General features: G+C 63.1%; 10 protein-coding genes and 1 pseudogene. 5 read left to right on the forward strand and 6 right to left on the reverse strand.

All coding sequences use genetic code 11. From position 1 onward, the window contains the following. Positions 1-199 precede the first annotated feature (199 nt). The 4 genes and pseudogenes from QIY50_08895 to trxC all read left to right on the forward strand — a co-directional run bounded on the left by QIY50_08895 (position 200) and on the right by trxC (position 7494). On the forward strand, positions 200-1942 hold the full coding sequence (locus tag QIY50_08895; protein WGV22275.1) for a potassium/proton antiporter: 1743 nt from the start codon (positions 200-202) through the stop codon (positions 1940-1942). Positions 1943-1977: 35 nt separating this feature from the next. Further along, the gene (gene mscK, locus QIY50_08900) at positions 1978-5286 is read left to right on the forward strand and encodes a mechanosensitive channel MscK (protein ID WGV22276.1); all 3309 of its coding nucleotides are present in this window, start codon (positions 1978-1980) and stop codon (positions 5284-5286) included. Between the two features lie 180 nt (positions 5287-5466). Next, a pseudogene (locus QIY50_08905) lies at positions 5467-6928 on the forward strand (YdiU family protein). A gap of 131 nt (positions 6929-7059) precedes the next feature. Then, positions 7060-7494: a thioredoxin TrxC gene (gene trxC, locus QIY50_08910; protein WGV22277.1), complete on the forward strand. Its 435-nt coding sequence runs from the start codon at positions 7060-7062 to the stop codon at positions 7492-7494. On the opposite strand, the gene QIY50_08915 is transcribed toward trxC, so the two are convergent. Beyond that, on the reverse strand, positions 7491-8264 hold the full coding sequence (locus QIY50_08915; GenBank protein ID WGV22278.1) for a ParA family protein: 774 nt from the start codon (positions 8262-8264) through the stop codon (positions 7491-7493). The two genes, trxC and QIY50_08915, sit on opposite strands and share 4 nt — an antisense overlap. A 76-nt stretch (positions 8265-8340) precedes the next feature. Beyond that, positions 8341-9240: a LysR substrate-binding domain-containing protein gene (locus QIY50_08920; GenBank protein ID WGV22279.1), complete on the reverse strand. Its 900-nt coding sequence runs from the start codon at positions 9238-9240 to the stop codon at positions 8341-8343. Positions 9241-9406: 166 nt separating this feature from the next. Here QIY50_08920 and QIY50_08925 point away from each other — a divergent pair, with 166 nt between their 5' ends. After that, entirely contained in the window at positions 9407-10594 is a 1188-nt protein-coding gene (locus QIY50_08925; GenBank protein ID WGV23024.1) for an MFS transporter, read from the forward strand. A gap of 81 nt (positions 10595-10675) precedes the next feature. Here the strand turns inward: QIY50_08925 and QIY50_08930 are convergent, their stop codons facing one another. The 4 genes from QIY50_08930 to gltB form a co-directional block, all read right to left on the reverse strand. Continuing rightward, complete coding sequence (locus tag QIY50_08930) at positions 10676-11023, reverse strand: NirD/YgiW/YdeI family stress tolerance protein (GenBank protein WGV22280.1); 348 nt, start codon at positions 11021-11023, stop codon at positions 10676-10678. A gap of 116 nt (positions 11024-11139) precedes the next feature. After that, the gene (hemE, locus tag QIY50_08935) at positions 11140-12204 is read right to left on the reverse strand and encodes a uroporphyrinogen decarboxylase (GenBank protein ID WGV22281.1); all 1065 of its coding nucleotides are present in this window, start codon (positions 12202-12204) and stop codon (positions 11140-11142) included. Between the two features lie 192 nt (positions 12205-12396). After that, positions 12397-13815, reverse strand: a complete 1419-nt coding sequence (locus QIY50_08940; protein WGV22282.1) for an FAD-dependent oxidoreductase — start codon at positions 13813-13815, stop codon at positions 12397-12399. Positions 13816-13921: 106 nt separating this feature from the next. Beyond that, on the reverse strand, positions 13922-18367 hold the full coding sequence (gene gltB, locus QIY50_08945; GenBank protein WGV22283.1) for a glutamate synthase large subunit: 4446 nt from the start codon (positions 18365-18367) through the stop codon (positions 13922-13924). Between the last annotated feature and the right edge of the window lie 334 nt (positions 18368-18701).

The following is an 18701-nucleotide window of genomic DNA, read 5'->3' on the forward strand; positions in this document are numbered from 1 at the left end:
TCCCTGTGGGGAGCGGGCAAGCCCGCGAAGAGGCCCGCATAGGCAACACATCAAAAGGCACCCACCGCGGTGCCTTTTTTTCATCTGCAGAAACGCTTTACAGCCTGCCAATTCATCAGGTTAGAATCATTTGGCACGCGACCTGCTAGCGTCATGCTATCAAGTCCCCTCCCCCCTGCGGTCCCCGGAGTACCTGCCTTTGGATGCAAGCACCATCAACAGCCTGTTCCTGATCGGCGCATTGCTGGTGGGTGCAAGTATCCTGGTCAGCTCGCTGTCGTCGCGCCTGGGCATCCCTATTCTGGTCATCATCCTCGCCGTCGGCATGGTCGCCGGTGTGGATGGTGGCGGCATCATCTTCAACAACTACCCCACCGCCTACCTGGTGGGCAACCTGGCACTGGCCGTGATCCTGCTCGACGGTGGCCTGCGCACACGGGTGGCAAGCTTTCGCGTGGCGCTGTGGCCAGCGCTGTCGCTAGCCACGGTCGGGGTAATGATCACCACCGCCCTCACCGGCCTGGTTGCCGCCTGGCTGTTCAACCTCAGCCTGATCCAGGGCCTGCTGATCGGCGCCATCGTCGGCTCTACCGACGCTGCGGCGGTGTTCTCGCTGCTCGGTGGCAAAGGCCTGAACGAACGGGTTACCGCTACCCTGGAAATCGAGTCGGGCAGCAACGACCCGATGGCGGTGTTCCTCACTGTCACCCTGATCGACATGATCGCCAGCGGCCAGACTGGCCTGCACTGGAGCCTGCTCGCCCACCTGCTGCGCGAGTTCGGCATTGGCGGGCTGCTGGGGCTGGGCGGCGGCTGGCTGATGCTGCAACTGGTCAACCGCATCAACCTGGCCGGCGGCCTGTACCCCATCCTGGTGGTCGCCGGCGGCCTGGCGGTGTTCTCGGCGACCAACGCCCTGCACGGCAGCGGCTTCCTTGCCGTGTACCTGTGCGGCCTGGTACTGGGCAACAAGCCGATCCGCAGCCGCCACGGTATTCTGCACATGCTCGACGGCATGGCCTGGCTGGCGCAGATCGGCATGTTCCTGGTGTTGGGGCTGCTGGTCACGCCCCACGATCTGCTACCCATCGCCCTGCCGGCGCTGGGTCTGGCACTGTGGATGATCCTGGTGGCGCGCCCGCTGTCGGTGGTCGCCGCCCTGCTGCCGTTCAAGGCTTTCCATGGCCGTGAAAAGGGCTTCATCTCGTGGGTCGGCCTGCGCGGTGCGGTGCCGATCATCCTTGCGGTGTTCCCGTTGATGGCCGGCTTGCCGGACGCCCAGCTGTTCTTCAACCTGGCCTTCTTCATCGTGCTGGTGTCGCTGCTGGTGCAAGGCACCAGCCTGCCGTGGATGGCCAAGCTGCTGAAAGTGACGGTACCGCCAGACCCGGCACCGATCTCCCGCTCCGCCCTGGAAGTGCACATCACCAGCGAGTGGGAAATGTTCGTCTACCGCCTGGGCGCCGAAAAATGGTGTATCGGCGCCGCCCTGCGCGAGTTGAAAATGCCCGAAGGCACGCGGATCGCCGCGCTGTTCCGGGGCGAGCAGCTGCTGCACCCGTCAGGCAGCACCGTGCTGGAAGTGGGGGACATGCTCTGCGTGATCGGTCACGAGCACAACCTGCCGGCCTTGGGCAAACTGTTCAGCCAGGCGCCACAACGTGGCCTGGACCTGCGTTTCTTCGGCGACTTCGTGCTCGAAGGCGATGCCGAACTGGGTGCGGTGGCAGCACTGTATGGCCTGAAACTCGACGGTCTGGACGCGAAAATGCCGCTAGCCCAGTTCATCCGACAGAAGGTCGGAGGCGCTCCAGTAGTAGGTGACCAGGTCGAATGGCATGGCACGATCTGGACCGTGGCCACAATGGACGGGAACAAGATTCAGAAAGTAGGCGTCAGATTCCCCGAAGGAACGCGACCCGGACCAGGATTGTTCCTCTAAACTTCGTTTCTGCCGGATCCACAAGTAGTCTGCCTATGTCCCTGCGCGTGTACCTTCGCACAGCCCTGCTCGGGCTGTGCCTGTCTCTCTCTTTTGCAGCAACTGCAGCAGAAGCCCCGACCACCGCCAGCATCCAGAACAGCCTCGACAAGATCGCCGAGCGCAAGCTGCCCGAGGCCGAGCAGAAAGCCCTGCAGCAGGTGCTGGAGCAAACCCTCAGCCTGCTCGCCAGCAAGGAAGACAACGAGAAGAAACTCGCCGCGCTTAAGCAGCAGCTGGCCGGTGCGCCGAAAGAAACCAGTGACAGCCAGCGCGAACTGGCCAGGCTCAAGGAAAGCAAGCCTCAGCCGGTGGCCCAGCGTTACGCCGCCCTCTCCGTGCCGCAACTGGAGCAGATGCTCAGCGAGCGCAGCACCCTGCAGGGCGAGCTGCAGAAGGCGTTGTCCGAAGCCAACAGCCTGATCATCAACTCGCAGACCCGCCCGGAACGCGCCCAGGCCGAGATCAGCAACAGCCAGGCACGCACCCAGCAGATCAACAGCATCCTCAAGACCGGCAAGGACGCCGGCAAACCGATCAACGCCGACCAGCGCAACCAGTTGAATGCCGAACTGGCCTCGCTGAACGCACTGACCCTGCTGCGCCGCCAGGAGCTGGCCGGCAACAGCCTGCTGCAAGACCTGGGCAATGCCCGCCACGACCTGCTGATCGAGCGCGCCGCACGTCTGGAGCAGGAAATCCAGGATCTGCAGACCCTGATCAACGACAAGCGCCTGGCCCAGTCCCAGGAAGCGGTCACCCAGCAGTCGATCGAAGCCCAGAAAGCCGGCGGCAGCAGCCTGCTGGCCACCGAAAGCGCGGTCAACCTCAAGCTCTCCGACTACCTGCTGAAAAGCACTGACCGCCTCAACGAGCTGACCCAGCAGAACCTGCGCACCAAGCAGCAACTGGACAGCCTGACCCAGGCCGACCAGGCGCTGGACGAGCAGATCAACGTGCTCAAGGGCAGCCTGCTGCTGTCGAAAATCCTCTACAAGCAGAAGCAGACCCTGCCGCACCTCAAGGTCGACCGCGACCTCGCCGACCAGATCGCCGACACCCGCCTGTACCAGTTCGAGGTCAACCAGCAACGCGAGCAGATGAGCAGCCCGGTCACCTACGTCGACAAGCTGCTGGCCGCCCAACCACAGGAAGAAGTGACGCCACAGCTGCGCAAGGCCCTGCTGGAAGTGGCGATAACCCGCAGCGACCTGCTGGAGCGGTTGAACCGCGAGCTGTCGGCATTGCTCAACGAATCGATCACCCTGCAGCTCAACCAGAAGCAGCTGCTGGGCACCGCCCAGAGCCTGCGCACCACCCTCGACGAGCAGATGTTCTGGATCCCCAGCAACAAACCGCTGGACTGGGACTGGCTGCGCTATGTGCCGGAACGCCTGGCCGACCAGGTGGCCAACCTGCCGTGGGGCTCGGGCCTGAAGGAACTGGCCGACGGCCTGAGCCAGCGCCCGTTGCTGTTCCTGCCGCTGCTGCTGGTGATCGGCGCCCTGCTGTGGCGGCGCAAATACCTGTACCAACGGCTGGGCAAGGTGCACCAGGACATCGGCCATTTCCGTCGTGACAGCCAGTGGCATACACCGCAGGCAATCCTCATCAACATCCTGCTGGCAATGCCGGTCAGCCTGGGCCTGGCCCTGTGCAGCTACGCCCTGCAGATCGACGCCCGCGGGCAGAATGCCAACCTCGGCGCTGCCCTCTGGCAACTGGCCCAGGCCTGGCTGGTGTTCTACACCGCCTACCGCGTCCTCGCCCCGGGCGGCGTGGCGGAAATCCACTTCCGCTGGCACAAGCCGCAGGTCGAGTTCCTGCGCGGCTGGGTGCGCCGCCTGGGCACCGTGGTACTGGCACTGGTCGGTGTGGTGGCGGTGGCCGAACATCAGCCTTCGGCCTTGGCCGATGATGTACTGGGTATCGGCGTGGTGCTGACCTGCTATGCACTGATGGCCTGGCTGCTCAGCCGGCTGCTGCTCAGCAGCCCGGCGCACCGCGACACCTCGCTGTTCCGCAAGGCCGTGGGCGTGGCCTTCACCGCCCTGCCCATCGCCCTGTTCGTGGCCGTGTGCTTCGGCTATTACTACACCGCGCTGAAACTGACCGACCGGCTGATCTATACCCTGTACCTGCTGCTGTTCTGGCTGGTGATCGAAGCCGCATTCGTGCGCGGCCTGTCGGTGGCGGCACGGCGCCTGGCCTACCAGCGCGCGCTAAGCAAGCGGGCAGCGGTCAAGGAAGGGCTGGATGGCGAGGTCATCACCGAAGAACCGACACTGGACATCGAACAGGTCAACCAACAGTCGCTGCGCCTGATTCGCCTGGCGCTGCTTGGCGGCTTCATCGCCGGCCTGTACTGGGTGTGGTCGGACCTGATCTCGGTGTTCGCCTACCTCAACAACTTCGTCCTCTACGAATACACCAGCGGCACTGGCGCTGCCGCCAGCATGGTACCTATCAGCCTCGGCGACCTGCTGGGCGCTCTGGTGATCGTCGGCATCACCTTCGCCCTGGCCGGCAACTTGCCGGGTCTGCTGGAAGTGCTGGTGCTGTCACGCCTGAATCTTGCCCAAGGCAGTGCCTACGCCACCACCACGCTGTTGTCGTACACCATCGTCGGTATCGGTATCGTCAGCACCTTGTCGACCCTGGGGGTCAGCTGGGACAAGCTGCAATGGCTGGTAGCCGCGCTGTCGGTGGGCCTGGGCTTCGGCATGCAGGAAATCTTCGCCAACTTCATCTCCGGCATCATGATCCTGTTCGAGCGCCCGGTACGGATTGGCGACACCATCACCATCGGCAACCTGTCGGGCACGGTGAGCAAGATCCGCATCCGTGCCACCACCATCACCGACTTCGACCGCAAGGACATCATCGTCCCCAACAAGACCTTCATCACCGGCCAGCTGATCAACTGGTCGCTGACCGACACGGTCACCCGGGTAACGCTGAAGCTGGGCATCGACTATGGCTCGGACCTGGACCTGGTGCGCGATCTGCTGCTCAAGGGCGCCCATGAAAACCCACGCGTACTCAAGGACCCGGAGCCGATCGTGTACTTCCTCAACTTCGGCGAGAGCTCGCTGGACCACGAGCTGCGCATGCACGTACGCGACCTGGGCGACCGCAACCCGACGCTGGACGAGATCAACCGCTACATCAACCGCGAATTCAAGGCGCACAATATCAAGATCTCGGTGCGCCAGGTCGAGGTGTTCCTGATGGACCCGAAGGGCGGCAAACAGCAGCTGATTCCGGTGGAACAGCCAAAACCGGATGGCACTGCTTCGGCCTGAGTGGGCTCTAATACTTTATTCTGTGCAGAATCCCTGCGAGGGCTTCGCCCTCGTTCGCGGGCGCGCCCGCTCCCACAAGGGCCGCGCCGCTCTCAGGCACTGCGCAATACCTGTGGGAGCGGGCTTGCCCGCGAAGGGCCGCAAAGCGGCCCCAGTCCATCAATTTCTGGAGCCGGCCCCGTGAAAGCCCTCGACCAACTCACCTTCGACAATCGCTTTGCCACGCCTGGGCGACGCGTTCTCCACCCAGGTGCTGCCCGAACCCATCGCAGACCCGCGCCTGGTGGTAGCGAGCGAGTCGGCCATGGCGCTGCTCGACCTCGACCCGGCCCAGGCAGAGCTGCCGGTTTTCGCCGAGCTGTTCAGTGGCCACAAGCTGTGGGAAGAGGCGGACCCTCGGGCGATGGTCTATTCCGGCCATCAGTTCGGCTCCTACAACCCGCGCCTGGGTGATGGCCGTGGCCTGCTGCTGGCCGAAGTACTCAACGACGCAGGCGAACACTGGGACCTGCACCTCAAGGGCGCGGGACAGACGCCCTACTCGCGCATGGGCGACGGCCGCGCCGTGCTGCGCTCCTCGATCCGCGAATTCCTCGCCTCCGAGGCCCTGCACGCCCTGGGCATTCCCAGCAGCCGGGCGCTGTGTGTGATCGGCTCGAGCACCCCGGTGTGGCGCGAAACCCGCGAAAGCGCCGCCATGCTCACCCGACTGGCGCAGAGCCATGTGCGCTTCGGGCATTTCGAGTACTTCTACTACACCAGGCAACCAGAACAGCAGCGGGTGCTGATCGACCATGTGCTGGAGCAGCACTATCCGGAATGCCGCGATGCCGAACAGCCCTACCTGGCCATGTTCCGCACCATCGTCGAACGCAATGCCGAGCTGATCGCCCGCTGGCAGGCCTATGGTTTCTGCCACGGGGTGATGAACACCGACAACATGTCGATCCTCGGTATCACCTTCGATTTCGGCCCGTACGCCTTCCTCGACGACTTCGACGCCAACTTCATCTGCAACCACTCCGACGACCGTGGCCGGTACAGCTACGCCAACCAGGTACCGATCGCCCACTGGAACCTCAGTGCGCTGGCCCAGGCCCTGACCACGGTGATCGAAGTCGAACCGCTCAAGGAAGCGCTGGGCATGTTCCTGCCGCTGTACCAGGCACACTATCTGGACCTGATGCGCCGGCGCCTGGGCCTGACCACCGGGGAAGAGGAAGACATGGCGCTGGTGGAGCGCCTGTTGCAGCGCATGCAGAGTGGAGGTGTGGACTACAACCTGTTCTTCCGCAGGCTGGGCGATCAGCCGGTCAGCGAGGCGCTGAAAGTGGTGCGCGACGACTTCATCGACCTGGCCGGTTTCGATGCCTGGGGGGCGGACTACCTGGCCCGCTGCGCACGCGAAGCGGATAATGCCGAAGGGCGGCGTGAGCGCATGCATGCGGTGAACCCGCTTTACGTGCTGCGCAACTACCTGGCACAGAAAGCCATCGAAGCGGCCGAAGCAGGGGATTACAGCGAAGTGCGGCGGCTGCATCAGGTGCTGAGCAAGCCCTTCGAAGAGCAAGCCGGAATGCAGGCCTACGCCGAACGCCCACCGGAATGGGGCAAACACCTGGAAATCAGCTGCTCGTCCTGATTTAACACCGAACCCTGTGGGAGCGGGCTTGCCCGCGAAGCAGGCAACGCGATGGATGGCACCGGCTTCGCCGGTGTTCGCCGGGCAAGCCCGCTCCCACAGGGATTCGCGATACACCTATTGGAGATGAAATGTCCGAACCACTGGTAATCCCCTGCCCCCACTGCAACGGCCTCAACCGCCTGCCCGCCGAGCGCCTGGGCGACGCGCCGAAATGCGGCCGCTGCAAACAGGCCGTGCTGCTCAGCACCCCCTTCGAACTCAGCGAAGCCAGCTACGCCAGCCAGATCAAAGGCGACCTGCCATTGCTGGTCGACATCTGGGCGGATTGGTGCGGCCCGTGCAAGTCCTTCGCCCCCACCTTCGAACAGGCCGCCCGCCAACTGGCCGGCCGCTGCCGCCTGGCCAAGCTCGACAGCGAAGCCAACCGCAACCTGGCCGGGCAACTGGGCATCCGCTCGATCCCCAGCCTGCTGCTGTTCAAGAATGGCCGTGAAGTCAGTCGCCAGGCCGGGGCGTTTCCACTGCAGTCGTTGCTGGAGTGGTTGCGTAGCCAGGGGGTCTAAGCATTCTCTTCGAGCAGCGAATGCAACTCGACGAACTGCTGGGTCAGCTTGTGCCTGGGCTCCAGGTGAATCAGCGGCAGGCTGGCATGGTGCGACTCTCGCATCTTCACCGAACTACCCAGGTACACCGGTAGCACCGGCAGCCCTTCGGCCAGCAGCTCGTCGAGCATCTGTTGGGGCAGGCTGGCGCGGGACTGGAACTGGTTGACCACGATGCCTTCGACCACCAGGTCTTCGTTGTGGTCGTCCTTGAGTTCTTCGATCTCGGCCAGCAGGCCGTACAGCGCCTGACGGGAAAAACTGTCGCAGTCGAAGGGGATCAGCACGCGATCGGCGGCGATCAACGCGGAAACCGCATAGAAATTCAGCGCCGGCGGGGTATCGATGTAGATGCGCTCGTAGTCCTCGTCCAGTTCGTCGAGCAATTTGCGCAATTTGTTGATCTTGTGCTTGGCCTCAAGCTTCGGCTGCAGGTCGGCCAGCTCGGCAGTGGCGGTCACCACGTGCAGGTTATCGAACGGGGTTTCGTAGATATCGACCTTGTTCTTCTTGCTGAACGGCCCGCTGGACAGGCTTTGCTTGAAGAAGTCGGCGATGCCCATGGGGATGTCCTCGCCGGTGAGGCCGGTGAGGTACTGGGTCGAGTTGGCCTGGGCATCCAGGTCGATCAACAGGGTCCGGTAGCCTTCATTGGCACTGACCGCCGCCAGATTGCAGGCGATACTCGACTTGCCCACGCCACCTTTCTGATTGAACACCACGCGCCGCATGATTGACCTCCGTGTATCAACGAATGCCCGAGTATGTGGCGCCACTGCGGCAATGGCCAGTGCCATTTGACCGGCATTACCCTTGGCCGCCCACCTGCCCCGTCAACAGTTCGGCAAATGCCTTGGCCATCACCGAATTGCCGCGCTCGCGCTGCACCAGCCATACCGCCGATATCGCCCCTTCATCCAGCAACGTGCGATAAACCACCCCCTCGATGCGCATGCGCTGGAACGACGCCGGCAGCACCGACACCCCAAGCCCCGCCGACACCAGGCCAATGATGGTCATCGCCTCCCCAGCTTCCTGGGCAAAATGCGGGCTGAAACCCGCCTGGCGCGCCAGGCTCAGCAACTGCGCATGCAACCCGCTGCCATAGCTGCGTGGGAAGAACACGAACGGCTCATCGGCCAGGTCGCCCATGTGCACGCCATGTTCCGTGCCTTCTGCCAATGGATGCGAGGCATTGATCACCGCCACCAGCGGCTCGCGAAACAGTTCAGTGGCCACCAGCCCTTCCGGCAGCGGCATCGGCCGCATCAGCCCCACCTCGATAGACTCGTCGAATACGCCTTCTGCAACGTCGCGGCTGCTCATTTCCTTGAGGTTCAGGTGCACCGCCGGGAAGCGCTGGCGGAAGGCATGGATGGCCTTGGGGATCTTCGAGGTGAACGGTGCCGACGAGGTAAAACCGATCTTCATCTCCCCCAGTTCACCCAACTGCGCACGCCGGGCCACATCGGCAGCCCGCGCCACCTGCGCCAGTGCCTGGCGGGCTTCGTCGAGGAACAGCCGCCCTGCCTCGCTCAGCTCGACCCGACGGTTGGTACGCTCGAACAGGCGGGCCCCCAGTTCCTGCTCCAGCGCCTGGATCTGTTGGCTCAAGGGGGGTTGCGAAATACCCAACTGCCGAGCAGCGCGGCCAAAGTGCAGCTCTTCGGCCACGGCGATGAAGTAACGCAGATGACGCAATTCCATGAGTGGCTCCGAACAGGTCGCAAAACGTCTCAAATAGGTCGAACAATATATTGGATGTAATTATTAGCCAGCTATATGCTTTTTTTCATTGCGCCAGAGGTACCCGCCCGTGAAAACTGCTGTAGCGCCCCTTCCCGCCGAGCCCGAACCTGCCCCGCTGAACGAAATGTGGATCGAAAAAGGCACCCCCGCTTTCATGAAGACCGTGCTGGCACTGTTCAGCGGCGGCTTCGCCACCTTCGCCCTGCTGTACTGCGTGCAGCCGATGATGCCGTTGCTGTCGAAGGAATTTGCCATCAATGCGGCGCAGAGCAGCCTGGTGCTGTCGGTCTCCACAGCCATGCTGGCGTTCGGCCTGTTGATCACCGGCCCCATCTCCGACCGCATCGGGCGCAAGCCGGTGATGGTGTTTGCCCTGGTCTGCGCCGCCCTCTCCACCCTGGCCAGCGCGATAATGCCGAGCTGGGAGCTGGTACTGGCCACCCGCGCCCTGGTCGGCCTGTCACTCAGCGGCCTGGCGGCGGTGGCCATGACCTACCTGAGCGAAGAAATTCACCCACAGCACATCGGCCTGGCCATGGGCTTGTATATCGGTGGCAATGCCATTGGCGGTATGAGCGGGCGCCTGATCACCGGCGTGCTGATCGACTTCGTCAGCTGGCACACGGCGATGCTGACCATCGGCGGCCTGGCCCTGGTGGCGGCGCTGGTGTTCTGGAAGGTGCTGCCCGAATCGCGCAATTTCCGCGCGCAGGCGATGAACCCACGCAGCCTGCTGGATGGTTTCGTCATGCACTTCAGGGATGCCGGCCTGCCCTGGCTGTTCCTCGAAGCCTTCCTGCTGATGGGCGCTTTCGTCACCCTGTTCAACTACATCGGCTACCGCCTGCTGGCCGAGCCCTACCACATGAACCAGGCGCTGGTCGGCTTGCTGTCGGTGGTGTACCTGTCTGGCATCTACAGCTCGGCGCAGGTCGGCGCGTTGGCCGACAAGCTGGGCCGGCGCAAGGTTTTCTGGGCCAGTATCGTGGTCATGGCGGGCGGCTTGCTGATGACCCTGGCCAGCCCGCTGGTGATGGTGATTGCCGGCATGCTGGTGTTCACCTTTGGCTTCTTCGGCGCGCACTCGGTGGCCAGCAGCTGGATCGGCCGCCGGGCCTTGAAGGCCAAGGGGCAGGCGTCGTCGTTGTACCTGTTCAGCTATTACGCGGGGTCGAGTGTGGCCGGTACGGCGGGCGGGGTGTTCTGGCACCAGTGGGGTTGGAATGGCATCGGGTTGTTCATCGGCAGCCTGCTGGTGGTAGCGCTGCTGGTGGCGCTACACCTGAGCAAGCTGCCACCGAAATCGGTGTGAAGCATTCGCGGGCACGCCCGCTCCCACAGGTTCGGCGCAGTACCCTGTGGGAGCGGGCGTGCCCGCGAAGAGGCCAGCGGATCAGTTGATGATCTCAACCATATCCACATCCACCTCCCGGCTCATCAGGTGCTTCTCCACCTCGCCGGTCAGCTTGACCTTGGTCTTGTCATTGAACGGTGTCGTCGGCAGGTCTTCATCATCGATTTCCACGGTGATGGTGCCGGTGTTGTCCTTGAACTCGTACTTGTCGTCGTTGTTGATCTTTTTGGTCACGAAGCCTTGCAGCACCACTGGTGTGTCGTCGGCAGCGTCGTTCGCCGCTGCTACAGTGGTGACGGACTGGGCACCGGGGCCGGTATAACCGGCGGCCAGGGCGGCAGTGCTGAACAACGGGGCGAGGATCAACGCAAGATAACGTGCTTTCATGAGGATCGGGTCCTGTTTCGGTTTCGATGGGACCAGATTAACGACGATCGCTGAATTAAAACTTAATGCAACAAAAAGCCCGGCACATGGCCGGGCTTTCGTGTTCAGCAATCAATTCACTGATGATACTGCGCCGACAGCTCATGCACGGCGTTGATGAACACGCCGGCGTGCTCCGGGTCGACTTCCGGGGTGATACCGTGGCCCAGGTTGAACACATGGCCTGTGCCGTGGCCATAGCTGGCCAGGATGCGCGCCACTTCCTTGCGGATGGCCTCGGGCTTGGCGTACAGCACGGTCGGGTCCATGTTGCCCTGCAGCGCAACCTTGTCACCCACGCGGCGGCGGGCATCGCCGATCTCGCAGGTCCAGTCCAGGCCCAGCGCGTCGGCACCGGCTTCAGCGATGCTTTCCAGCCACAGGCCGCCGTTCTTGGTGAACAGGATCACCGGCACCTTCCGCCCTTCGTGCTCGCGGATCAGGCCGCTGACGATCTTGCGCATGTAGGCCAGGGAAAACTCCTGGTAAGCCGCCGCCGACAGGTTGCCACCCCAGGTGTCGAAAATCTGTACAGCCTGGGCACCCGCGAGGATCTGGCCATTGAGGTAGCTGGTGACCGACTGGGCCAGTTTGTCCAGCAGCAGGTGCAGAGCCTGCGGGTTGTCGTAGGCCATGGCCTTGGTCTTGCGGAAGTCCTTCGACGAGCCGCCTTCGACCATATAAGTGGCCAAGGTCCAAGGGCTGCCGGAGAAGCCGATCAGCGGTACGCGACCATTCAGTTCGCGGCGGATGGTGCTGACGGCGTCCATCACATAACCAAGGTCTTTCTGCGGGTCGGGGATCGGCAGCGCTTCGATGTCGGCCGGGGTGCTGATGACCTTCTTGAAACGCGGACCTTCGCCGGTTTCGAAATACAGGCCCAGGCCCATGGCATCGGGGATGGTGAGGATGTCCGAGAACAGGATCGCTGCGTCCAGCGGATAGCGGTCCAGCGGCTGCAGGGTAACCTCGCAGGCGAACTGCGGGTTCATGCACAGGCTCATGAAGTCACCGGCCTTGGCGCGGCTGGCGCGGTACTCCGGCAGGTAGCGGCCGGCCTGGCGCATCATCCACACCGGGGTGACGTCTACGGGTTGCTTGAGCAGTGCACGCAGGAAACGATCGTTCTTCAGGGCAGTCATGTCGGCATCCGGAAAAATAGTGCGGGCATTTTCTCAGAGGCCAGCGCAAAAGGCACGGCCATGGCCATGCGTTTTGTCTATTGGATGCTACAGATCAAGCGTTTTTGTATACAAAGCTTCGCGGGCACGCCCGCTCCCACAGATTCTGCGCTGAACCTGTGGGAGCGGGCATGCCCGCGAACTGGTCGAAAATCAGACTTCCAGGTAGTCCAGAATACCTTCTGCAGCAGTACGCCCTTCGAAGATAGCCGTCACCACCAGGTCCGACCCGCGCACCATGTCGCCACCGGCAAACACTTTCGGGTTGCTGGTCTGGTGCTTGAACTTGCCCTTCTCCGGCGCCACCACACGGCCCTGGCTGTCCAGTTGGATGCCATGCTGCTCGAACCACGGCGCGGGGCTCGGGCGGAAGCCAAAGGCGATGACCACCGCATCGGCCGGCAGGATCTCTTCGGACCCCGGGATTGGCTCGGGACTGCGACGGCCACGGGCATCCGGTTCGCCGAGACGGGTCTCGACCACCTTCACGCCTTCGACCTTGTCCTCGCCGACAATGGCGATAGGCTGGCGGTTGTAGAGGAACTTCACGCCTTCTTCCTTGGCGTTCTTCACCTCTTTGCGCGAACCCGGCATGTTGGCTTCGTCACGGCGATAGGCGCAAGTCACCGACTTGGCGCCCTGGCGGATCGAGGTACGGTTGCAGTCCATCGCGGTGTCACCACCGCCCAGCACCACCACCTTCTTGCCCTGCATGTCGACGAAGTCTTCCGGCGACTTCTCGAAGCCGAGGTTGCGGTTGACGTTGGCGATGAGGAAATCCAGCGCATCATGCACGCCTGGCAGGTCCTCACCCGGGAAACCGCCCTTCATGTAGGTATAGGTACCCATGCCCATGAACACCGCGTCGTATTCGGCGAGCAGCTGTTCCATGGTCACATCCTTGCCCACCTCGGTGTTCAGGCGGAACTCGATACCCATGCCGGTGAACACTTCACGACGGTTGCTGAGCACGGTCTTTTCCAGCTTGAACTCAGGAATGCCGAAGGTCAGCAGGCCACCGATTTCCGGGTTTTTGTCGAACACCACCGGAGTCACACCGGCACGTACCAGCACGTCGGCACAGCCCAGGCCGGCCGGGCCGGCACCGATGATGGCGACGCGCTTGCCGGTTGGTTTGACCTTGGACATGTCCGGGCGCCAGCCCATGGCGAAGGCGGTGTCGGTGATGTACTTCTCCACCGAGCCGATGGTCACCGCACCAAAGCCGTCGTTCAGGGTGCAGGCACCCTCGCACAGGCGATCCTGCGGGCATACGCGGCCGCACACTTCCGGCAGGGTGTTGGTCTGGTGCGACAGTTCCGCCGCGGCCAGGATGTTGCCTTCGGAGACCAGCTTCAACCAGTTGGGGATGAAGTTGTGTACCGGGCACTTCCATTCGCAATACGGGTTACCGCAGCCCAGGCAGCGGTGCGCCTGCTCCACGGACTGCTGCGGCTTGAACGGCTCGTAGATTTCCACGAACTCCTTCTTGCGCTGGCGCAGCAGCTTTTTCTTCGGGTCCTTGCGGCCCACTTCGATGAACTGGAAGTCGTTGTTCAGACGTTCAGCCATTTTTCAAAACCTCTTTACCGCAGTTGCCAGCCTCAGGCTGCAAGCTGCAAGACGATCACTTGAGCACGACGGGCCCCGCGCACGGGGCCGTCACTTGCAGCTGTTGTTACTGCGGGTTGGCACGGGTGCTGGACAGCAGTTGCTTCAGGTTGGCTGCCTTCGGCTTGACCAGCCAGAAGCGCCGCACGTAGTCGTCCAGGTTCTCCGAGAGCTCACGCCCCCACTCGCTGCCGGTCTCTTCCACGTACTCGGCAAGGACCCGCGCCAGGTGGCTGCGGTAGGCCTCCATCGCTTCACCACTGATACGCTGGATTTCCACCAGCTCATGGTTGAGCTTGTCGACGAAGGTATTGTCCATGTCGAGCACGTAGGCGAAGCCGCCAGTCATGCCAGAACCGAAGTTGTAACCGGTCTTGCCCAGCACGCAGACAAAGCCGCCGGTCATGTATTCACAGCAGTGATCGCCAGTGCCCTCGACAACAGCGTGGGCGCCGGAGTTACGTACAGCGAAGCGCTCGCCAGCAGTACCCGCGGCAAACAGCTTGCCGCCAGTGGCGCCGTACAGGCAGGTGTTGCCGACGATGGCGCTGTGCTGGGTTTCGAACGGGCTGCCGGCAGGCGGCACGATGGTGACCTTGCCACCGGTCATGCCCTTGCCGACGTAGTCGTTGGCGTCACCTTCCAGGTGCAGGTTCAGGCCACCGGCGTTCCACACGCCGAAGCTCTGGCCCGCGGTGCCCTTGAAACGGAAGGTGATCGGCGCCGCAGCCATGCCCTGGTTGCCGTGCAGGCGGGCGATCTCGCCCGACACGCGCGCACCGATGGAGCGGTCGCAGTTGCAGATGTCGAGGTTGAACTCGCCACCGGCCTGGTCGCGGATGGCCGGCATGGCCATTTCCACCATCTTCTCGGCCAGCTCGCCCTGGTCGAACGGCGGGTTCTTGTCGACTTCGCAGAATTGCGGCTTGTCAGCCGGGATGTGCGAGCTGCCCAGCAGCGGCGACAGGTCCAGATACTGTTGGCGCTCGGTGTCACCTGGCAGCACCTCGAGCAGGTCGGTACGGCCGATCAGCTCGCCGAGGCTGCGCACGCCCAGCTTGGCCAGCCACTCACGGGTTTCTTCGGCGACGAAGGTGAAGAAGTTGATCACCATGTCGACGGTGCCGATGTAGTGGTCCTTGCGCAGCTTGTCGTTCTGGGTAGCGACGCCGGTGGCGCAGTTGTTCAGGTGGCAGATACGCAGGTACTTGCAGCCCAGGGCGATCATTGGCGCGGTACCGAAGCCGAAGCTCTCGGCGCCGAGGATGGCCGCCTTGATCACGTCCAGGCCGGTCTTCAGGCCGCCGTCGGTCTGTACCCGCACCTTGCCGCGCAGGTCGTTGCCGCGCAGGGTCTGGTGGGTCTCGGCCAAGCCCAGCTCCCATGGGGCGCCGGCGTACTTGATCGAGGTCAGCGGCGAAGCACCGGTACCACCGTCGTAGCCGGAGATAGTGATCAGGTCGGCATAGGCCTTGGCCACACCGGCGGCGATGGTTCCGACACCAGCTTCTGCCACCAGCTTGACCGAAACCAGGGCCTGCGGGTTTACCTGCTTGAGGTCGTAGATCAGCTGAGCCAGGTCTTCGATCGAGTAGATGTCGTGGTGCGGCGGTGGCGAGATCAGGGTCACGCCCGGTACCGCGTAACGCAGCTTGGCGATCAGGCCGTTGACCTTGCCGCCTGGCAGCTGGCCGCCCTCCCCGGGCTTGGCGCCCTGGGCAACCTTGATCTGCAGCACTTCGGCGTTGACCAGGTATTCCGGGGTCACGCCAAAGCGGCCGGTGGCCACCTGCTTGATCTTCGAGCTCTTGATGGTGCCGTAGCGCGACGGGTCTTCACCGCCCTCACCGGAGTTGGAACGCGCGCCCAGGCGGTTCATCGCCTCGGCCAGCGCTTCGTGGGCCTCTGGCGACAGTGCGCCCAGCGAGATACCGGCAGAGTCGAAGCGCTTGAGGATCGCCTCCAGCGGCTCGATCTGCTCCAGCGGCAGCGGCTGGTCGGCCACCTTCACCTTCAGCAGGTCGCGGATCATCGACACCGGGCGCTGGTCGACCAGCGTGGTGTATTCCTTGAACTTGGCGTAATCGCCCTGCTGCACGGCAGCCTGCAGGGTGTTGACCACGTCCGGGTTGTAGGCGTGGTATTCGCCACCATGGACAAACTTCAGCAGGCCGCCTTGCTGGATCGGCTTGCGCGCGCTCCAGGCTTCGGCTGCCAGCAGTTTCTGGTCGCTTTCCAGGTCTGCGAAACGCGCACCCTTGATGCGGCTGGAAACGCCCTTGAAGCTCAGGCCGACCACTTCCTCGGCCAGGCCGATGGCTTCGAACAGCTGCGCGCCACGGTACGAGGCGATAGTGGAGATACCCATCTTCGACAGGATCTTCAGCAGGCCCTTGGAGATGCCCTTGCGGTAGTACTTGAAGACTTCGTCCAGGTCGCCCAGCACTTCGCCGGTACGGATCAGATCAGCCAGCACTTCATAGGCCAGGTACGGATAAACGGCCGAGGCACCGAAGCCCAGCAGCACGGCGAAGTGATGTGGGTCACGGGCGGTGGCGGTTTCCACCAGGATGTTGCTGTCGCAACGCAGGCCCTGTTCGGTCAGGCGGTGGTGCACCGCACCCACAGCCAGCGAGGCGTGTACCGGCAGCTTGCCCGGGGCGATGTAGCGGTCGCTCAGCACCAGCTGGGTCTTGCCAGCGCGCACGGCTTCTTCAGCCTGGTCGGCGATGTTGCGGATGGCCGCTTCCAGGCCGACGCTCTCTTCATAGTTGAGGTCGATCAGCTGGCGGTCGAAGCCTTCGCGCTCCAGGTTCATCAGCGAACGCCACTTGGCGGGCGAAATGACCGGCGAGCTGAGGATTACCCGCGAAGCGTGCTCCGGGGATTCCTGGAAGATGTTGCGCTCGGCACCCAGGCAGATTTCCAGGGACATGACGATCGCTTCGCGCAGCGGGTCGATCGGCGGGTTGGTCACCTGGGCGAACTGCTGGCGGAAGAAATCGTACGGCGAACGCACGCGCTGCGACAGCACGGCCATCGGCGTGTCGTCACCCATCGAGCCGACCGCTTCCTGGCCCTGCTCGCCGAGCGGGCGCAGCACCTGGTCACGCTCCTCGAAGGTGACCTGGAACATCTTCATGTATTGCTTGAGCTGGTCGGCGTCGTAGCTGGCCACGCCCTGGTCGTCGGTCAGCGTCGCCTGAATGCGCGTGGCATGCTGACGCAGCCAGCGTTTGTACGGGTGGCGCGACTTCAGGCGGTTGTCGATAGCGTCGGTGTCGAGGATCTGGCCGGTTTCGGTGTCCACGGCGAAGATCTGGCCCGGGCCGACACGGCCCTTGGCGATGACGTCCTCGGGCTTGTAGTCCCATACGCCGATTTCCGAGGCCAAGGTGATGTAGCCGTTCTTGGTGGTCACCCAGCGCGCCGGGCGCAGACCGTTCCGGTCGAGCAGGCACACCGCGTGGCGGCCTTCGGTCATGACGATACCGGCCGGGCCATCCCACGGTTCCATGTGCATGGAGTTGTATTCGTAGAAGGCGCGCAGGTCGGCGTCCATGGTCTCGACGTTCTGCCAGGCTGGCGGTACCAGCATGCGCACACCACGGAACAGGTCGATACCGCCGGTGACCATCAGCTCCAGCATGTTGTCCATGCTGGAGGAATCGGAACCGACGCGGTTGACCAGCGGGCCGAGCTCTTCGAGGTCGGGGATCAGGTCGTTGGCGAACTTGGTGCGACGGGCCATGGCCCAGTTGCGGTTGCCGGTGATGGTGTTGATCTCGCCGTTGTGGGCGAGGAAGCGGAACGGCTGCGCCAGCGGCCATTTCGGCAGGGTGTTGGTGGAGAAGCGCTGGTGGAACACGCAGATCGCGGTTTGCAGGCGCTCGTCACCCAGGTCCGGGTAGAACGCCGCCAGATCGCGCGGCATCATCAGGCCTTTGTAGATGATGGTTTTGTGCGAGAAGCTGCAGATGTAGTGGTCGGCGTCGTGGGCGTTGGCCACGGACGAACGGCGACGGGCACTGAACAGCTTGATGGCGAATTCCTGGTCGCTGAGGCCTTCCCCACCGATGAACACCTGCTCGATCTGCGGCAGGCGCTCCAGGGCCAGGCGGCCGAGCACGCTAGTGTCGATCGGCACCTTGCGCCAGCCGACCAGTTTCAGGCCGGCAGCGAGGATTTCGCGGTCCATGTTGGCGCGGGCGGCTTCGGCTTTGACCGGGTCCTGGTTGAAGAACACCATGCCGACGGCGTACTGCCTGGGCAGCTCGACGGCGAAGTGCTCCTGGGCCACGGCACGCAGGAACTGATCGGGCTTCTGCATGAGCAGACCGCAACCGTCACCGGTCTTGCCGTCGGCGTTGATGCCGCCGCGGTGGGTCATGCAAGTCAGGGCCTGCATGGCGGTTTGCAGAAGATGGTGGCTCGGTTCGCCCGTCATATGGGCGATCAGGCCAAAACCACAGTTGTCCTTGAATTCTTCGGGATGGTACAGACCTGTTTTCATAGACACATTCTCACCAGGTTCACCTCTCAACGGAGGTAAATCTCTTTTTTTAACAACCACTTACCATCCACGCCGATCAAACGCCAGCTTTTTTGCGGTGGCCATGGAAAACCATTGTTGCACAGCGACAGCGATGCTCACAAATTTTCATGTCTCACCATTGAAAATTTATGTCGCAATTTTGAATGTTTTTGCGCCATGCGCCGTGATAGCGGCTTGGCTCGAGTCTGAAGCGTTTCAGCCATGACTGCAAGTAAAGGCTTGTGGCCGGCAGTCTGGGACAGAAAAGCCTGCCGCGCTCAGGCGCAGCAGGCTATTCGAATGTCGTTATCGC

This window comes from Pseudomonas putida, from assembly GCA_029953615.1.
In the GTDB taxonomy this organism is placed as follows: domain Bacteria; phylum Pseudomonadota; class Gammaproteobacteria; order Pseudomonadales; family Pseudomonadaceae; genus Aquipseudomonas.

Coding starts and splice junctions, on each gene's coding strand:
- QIY50_08930 (WGV22280.1), bottom strand. CDS start 11,023: ATGAAAGCACGTTATCTTGCGTTGATCCTCGCCCCGTTGTTCAGCACT.
- QIY50_08940 (WGV22282.1), bottom strand. CDS start 13,815: ATGGCTGAACGTCTGAACAACGACTTCCAGTTCATCGAAGTGGGCCGC.
- mscK (WGV22276.1), top strand. CDS start 1,978: ATGTCCCTGCGCGTGTACCTTCGCACAGCCCTGCTCGGGCTGTGCCTG.
- trxC (WGV22277.1), top strand. CDS start 7,060: ATGTCCGAACCACTGGTAATCCCCTGCCCCCACTGCAACGGCCTCAAC.
- QIY50_08925 (WGV23024.1), top strand. CDS start 9,407: ATGTGGATCGAAAAAGGCACCCCCGCTTTCATGAAGACCGTGCTGGCA.
- QIY50_08920 (WGV22279.1), bottom strand. CDS start 9,240: ATGGAATTGCGTCATCTGCGTTACTTCATCGCCGTGGCCGAAGAGCTG.
- gltB (WGV22283.1), bottom strand. CDS start 18,367: ATGAAAACAGGTCTGTACCATCCCGAAGAATTCAAGGACAACTGTGGT.
- QIY50_08915 (WGV22278.1), bottom strand. CDS start 8,264: ATGCGGCGCGTGGTGTTCAATCAGAAAGGTGGCGTGGGCAAGTCGAGT.
- hemE (WGV22281.1), bottom strand. CDS start 12,204: ATGACTGCCCTGAAGAACGATCGTTTCCTGCGTGCACTGCTCAAGCAA.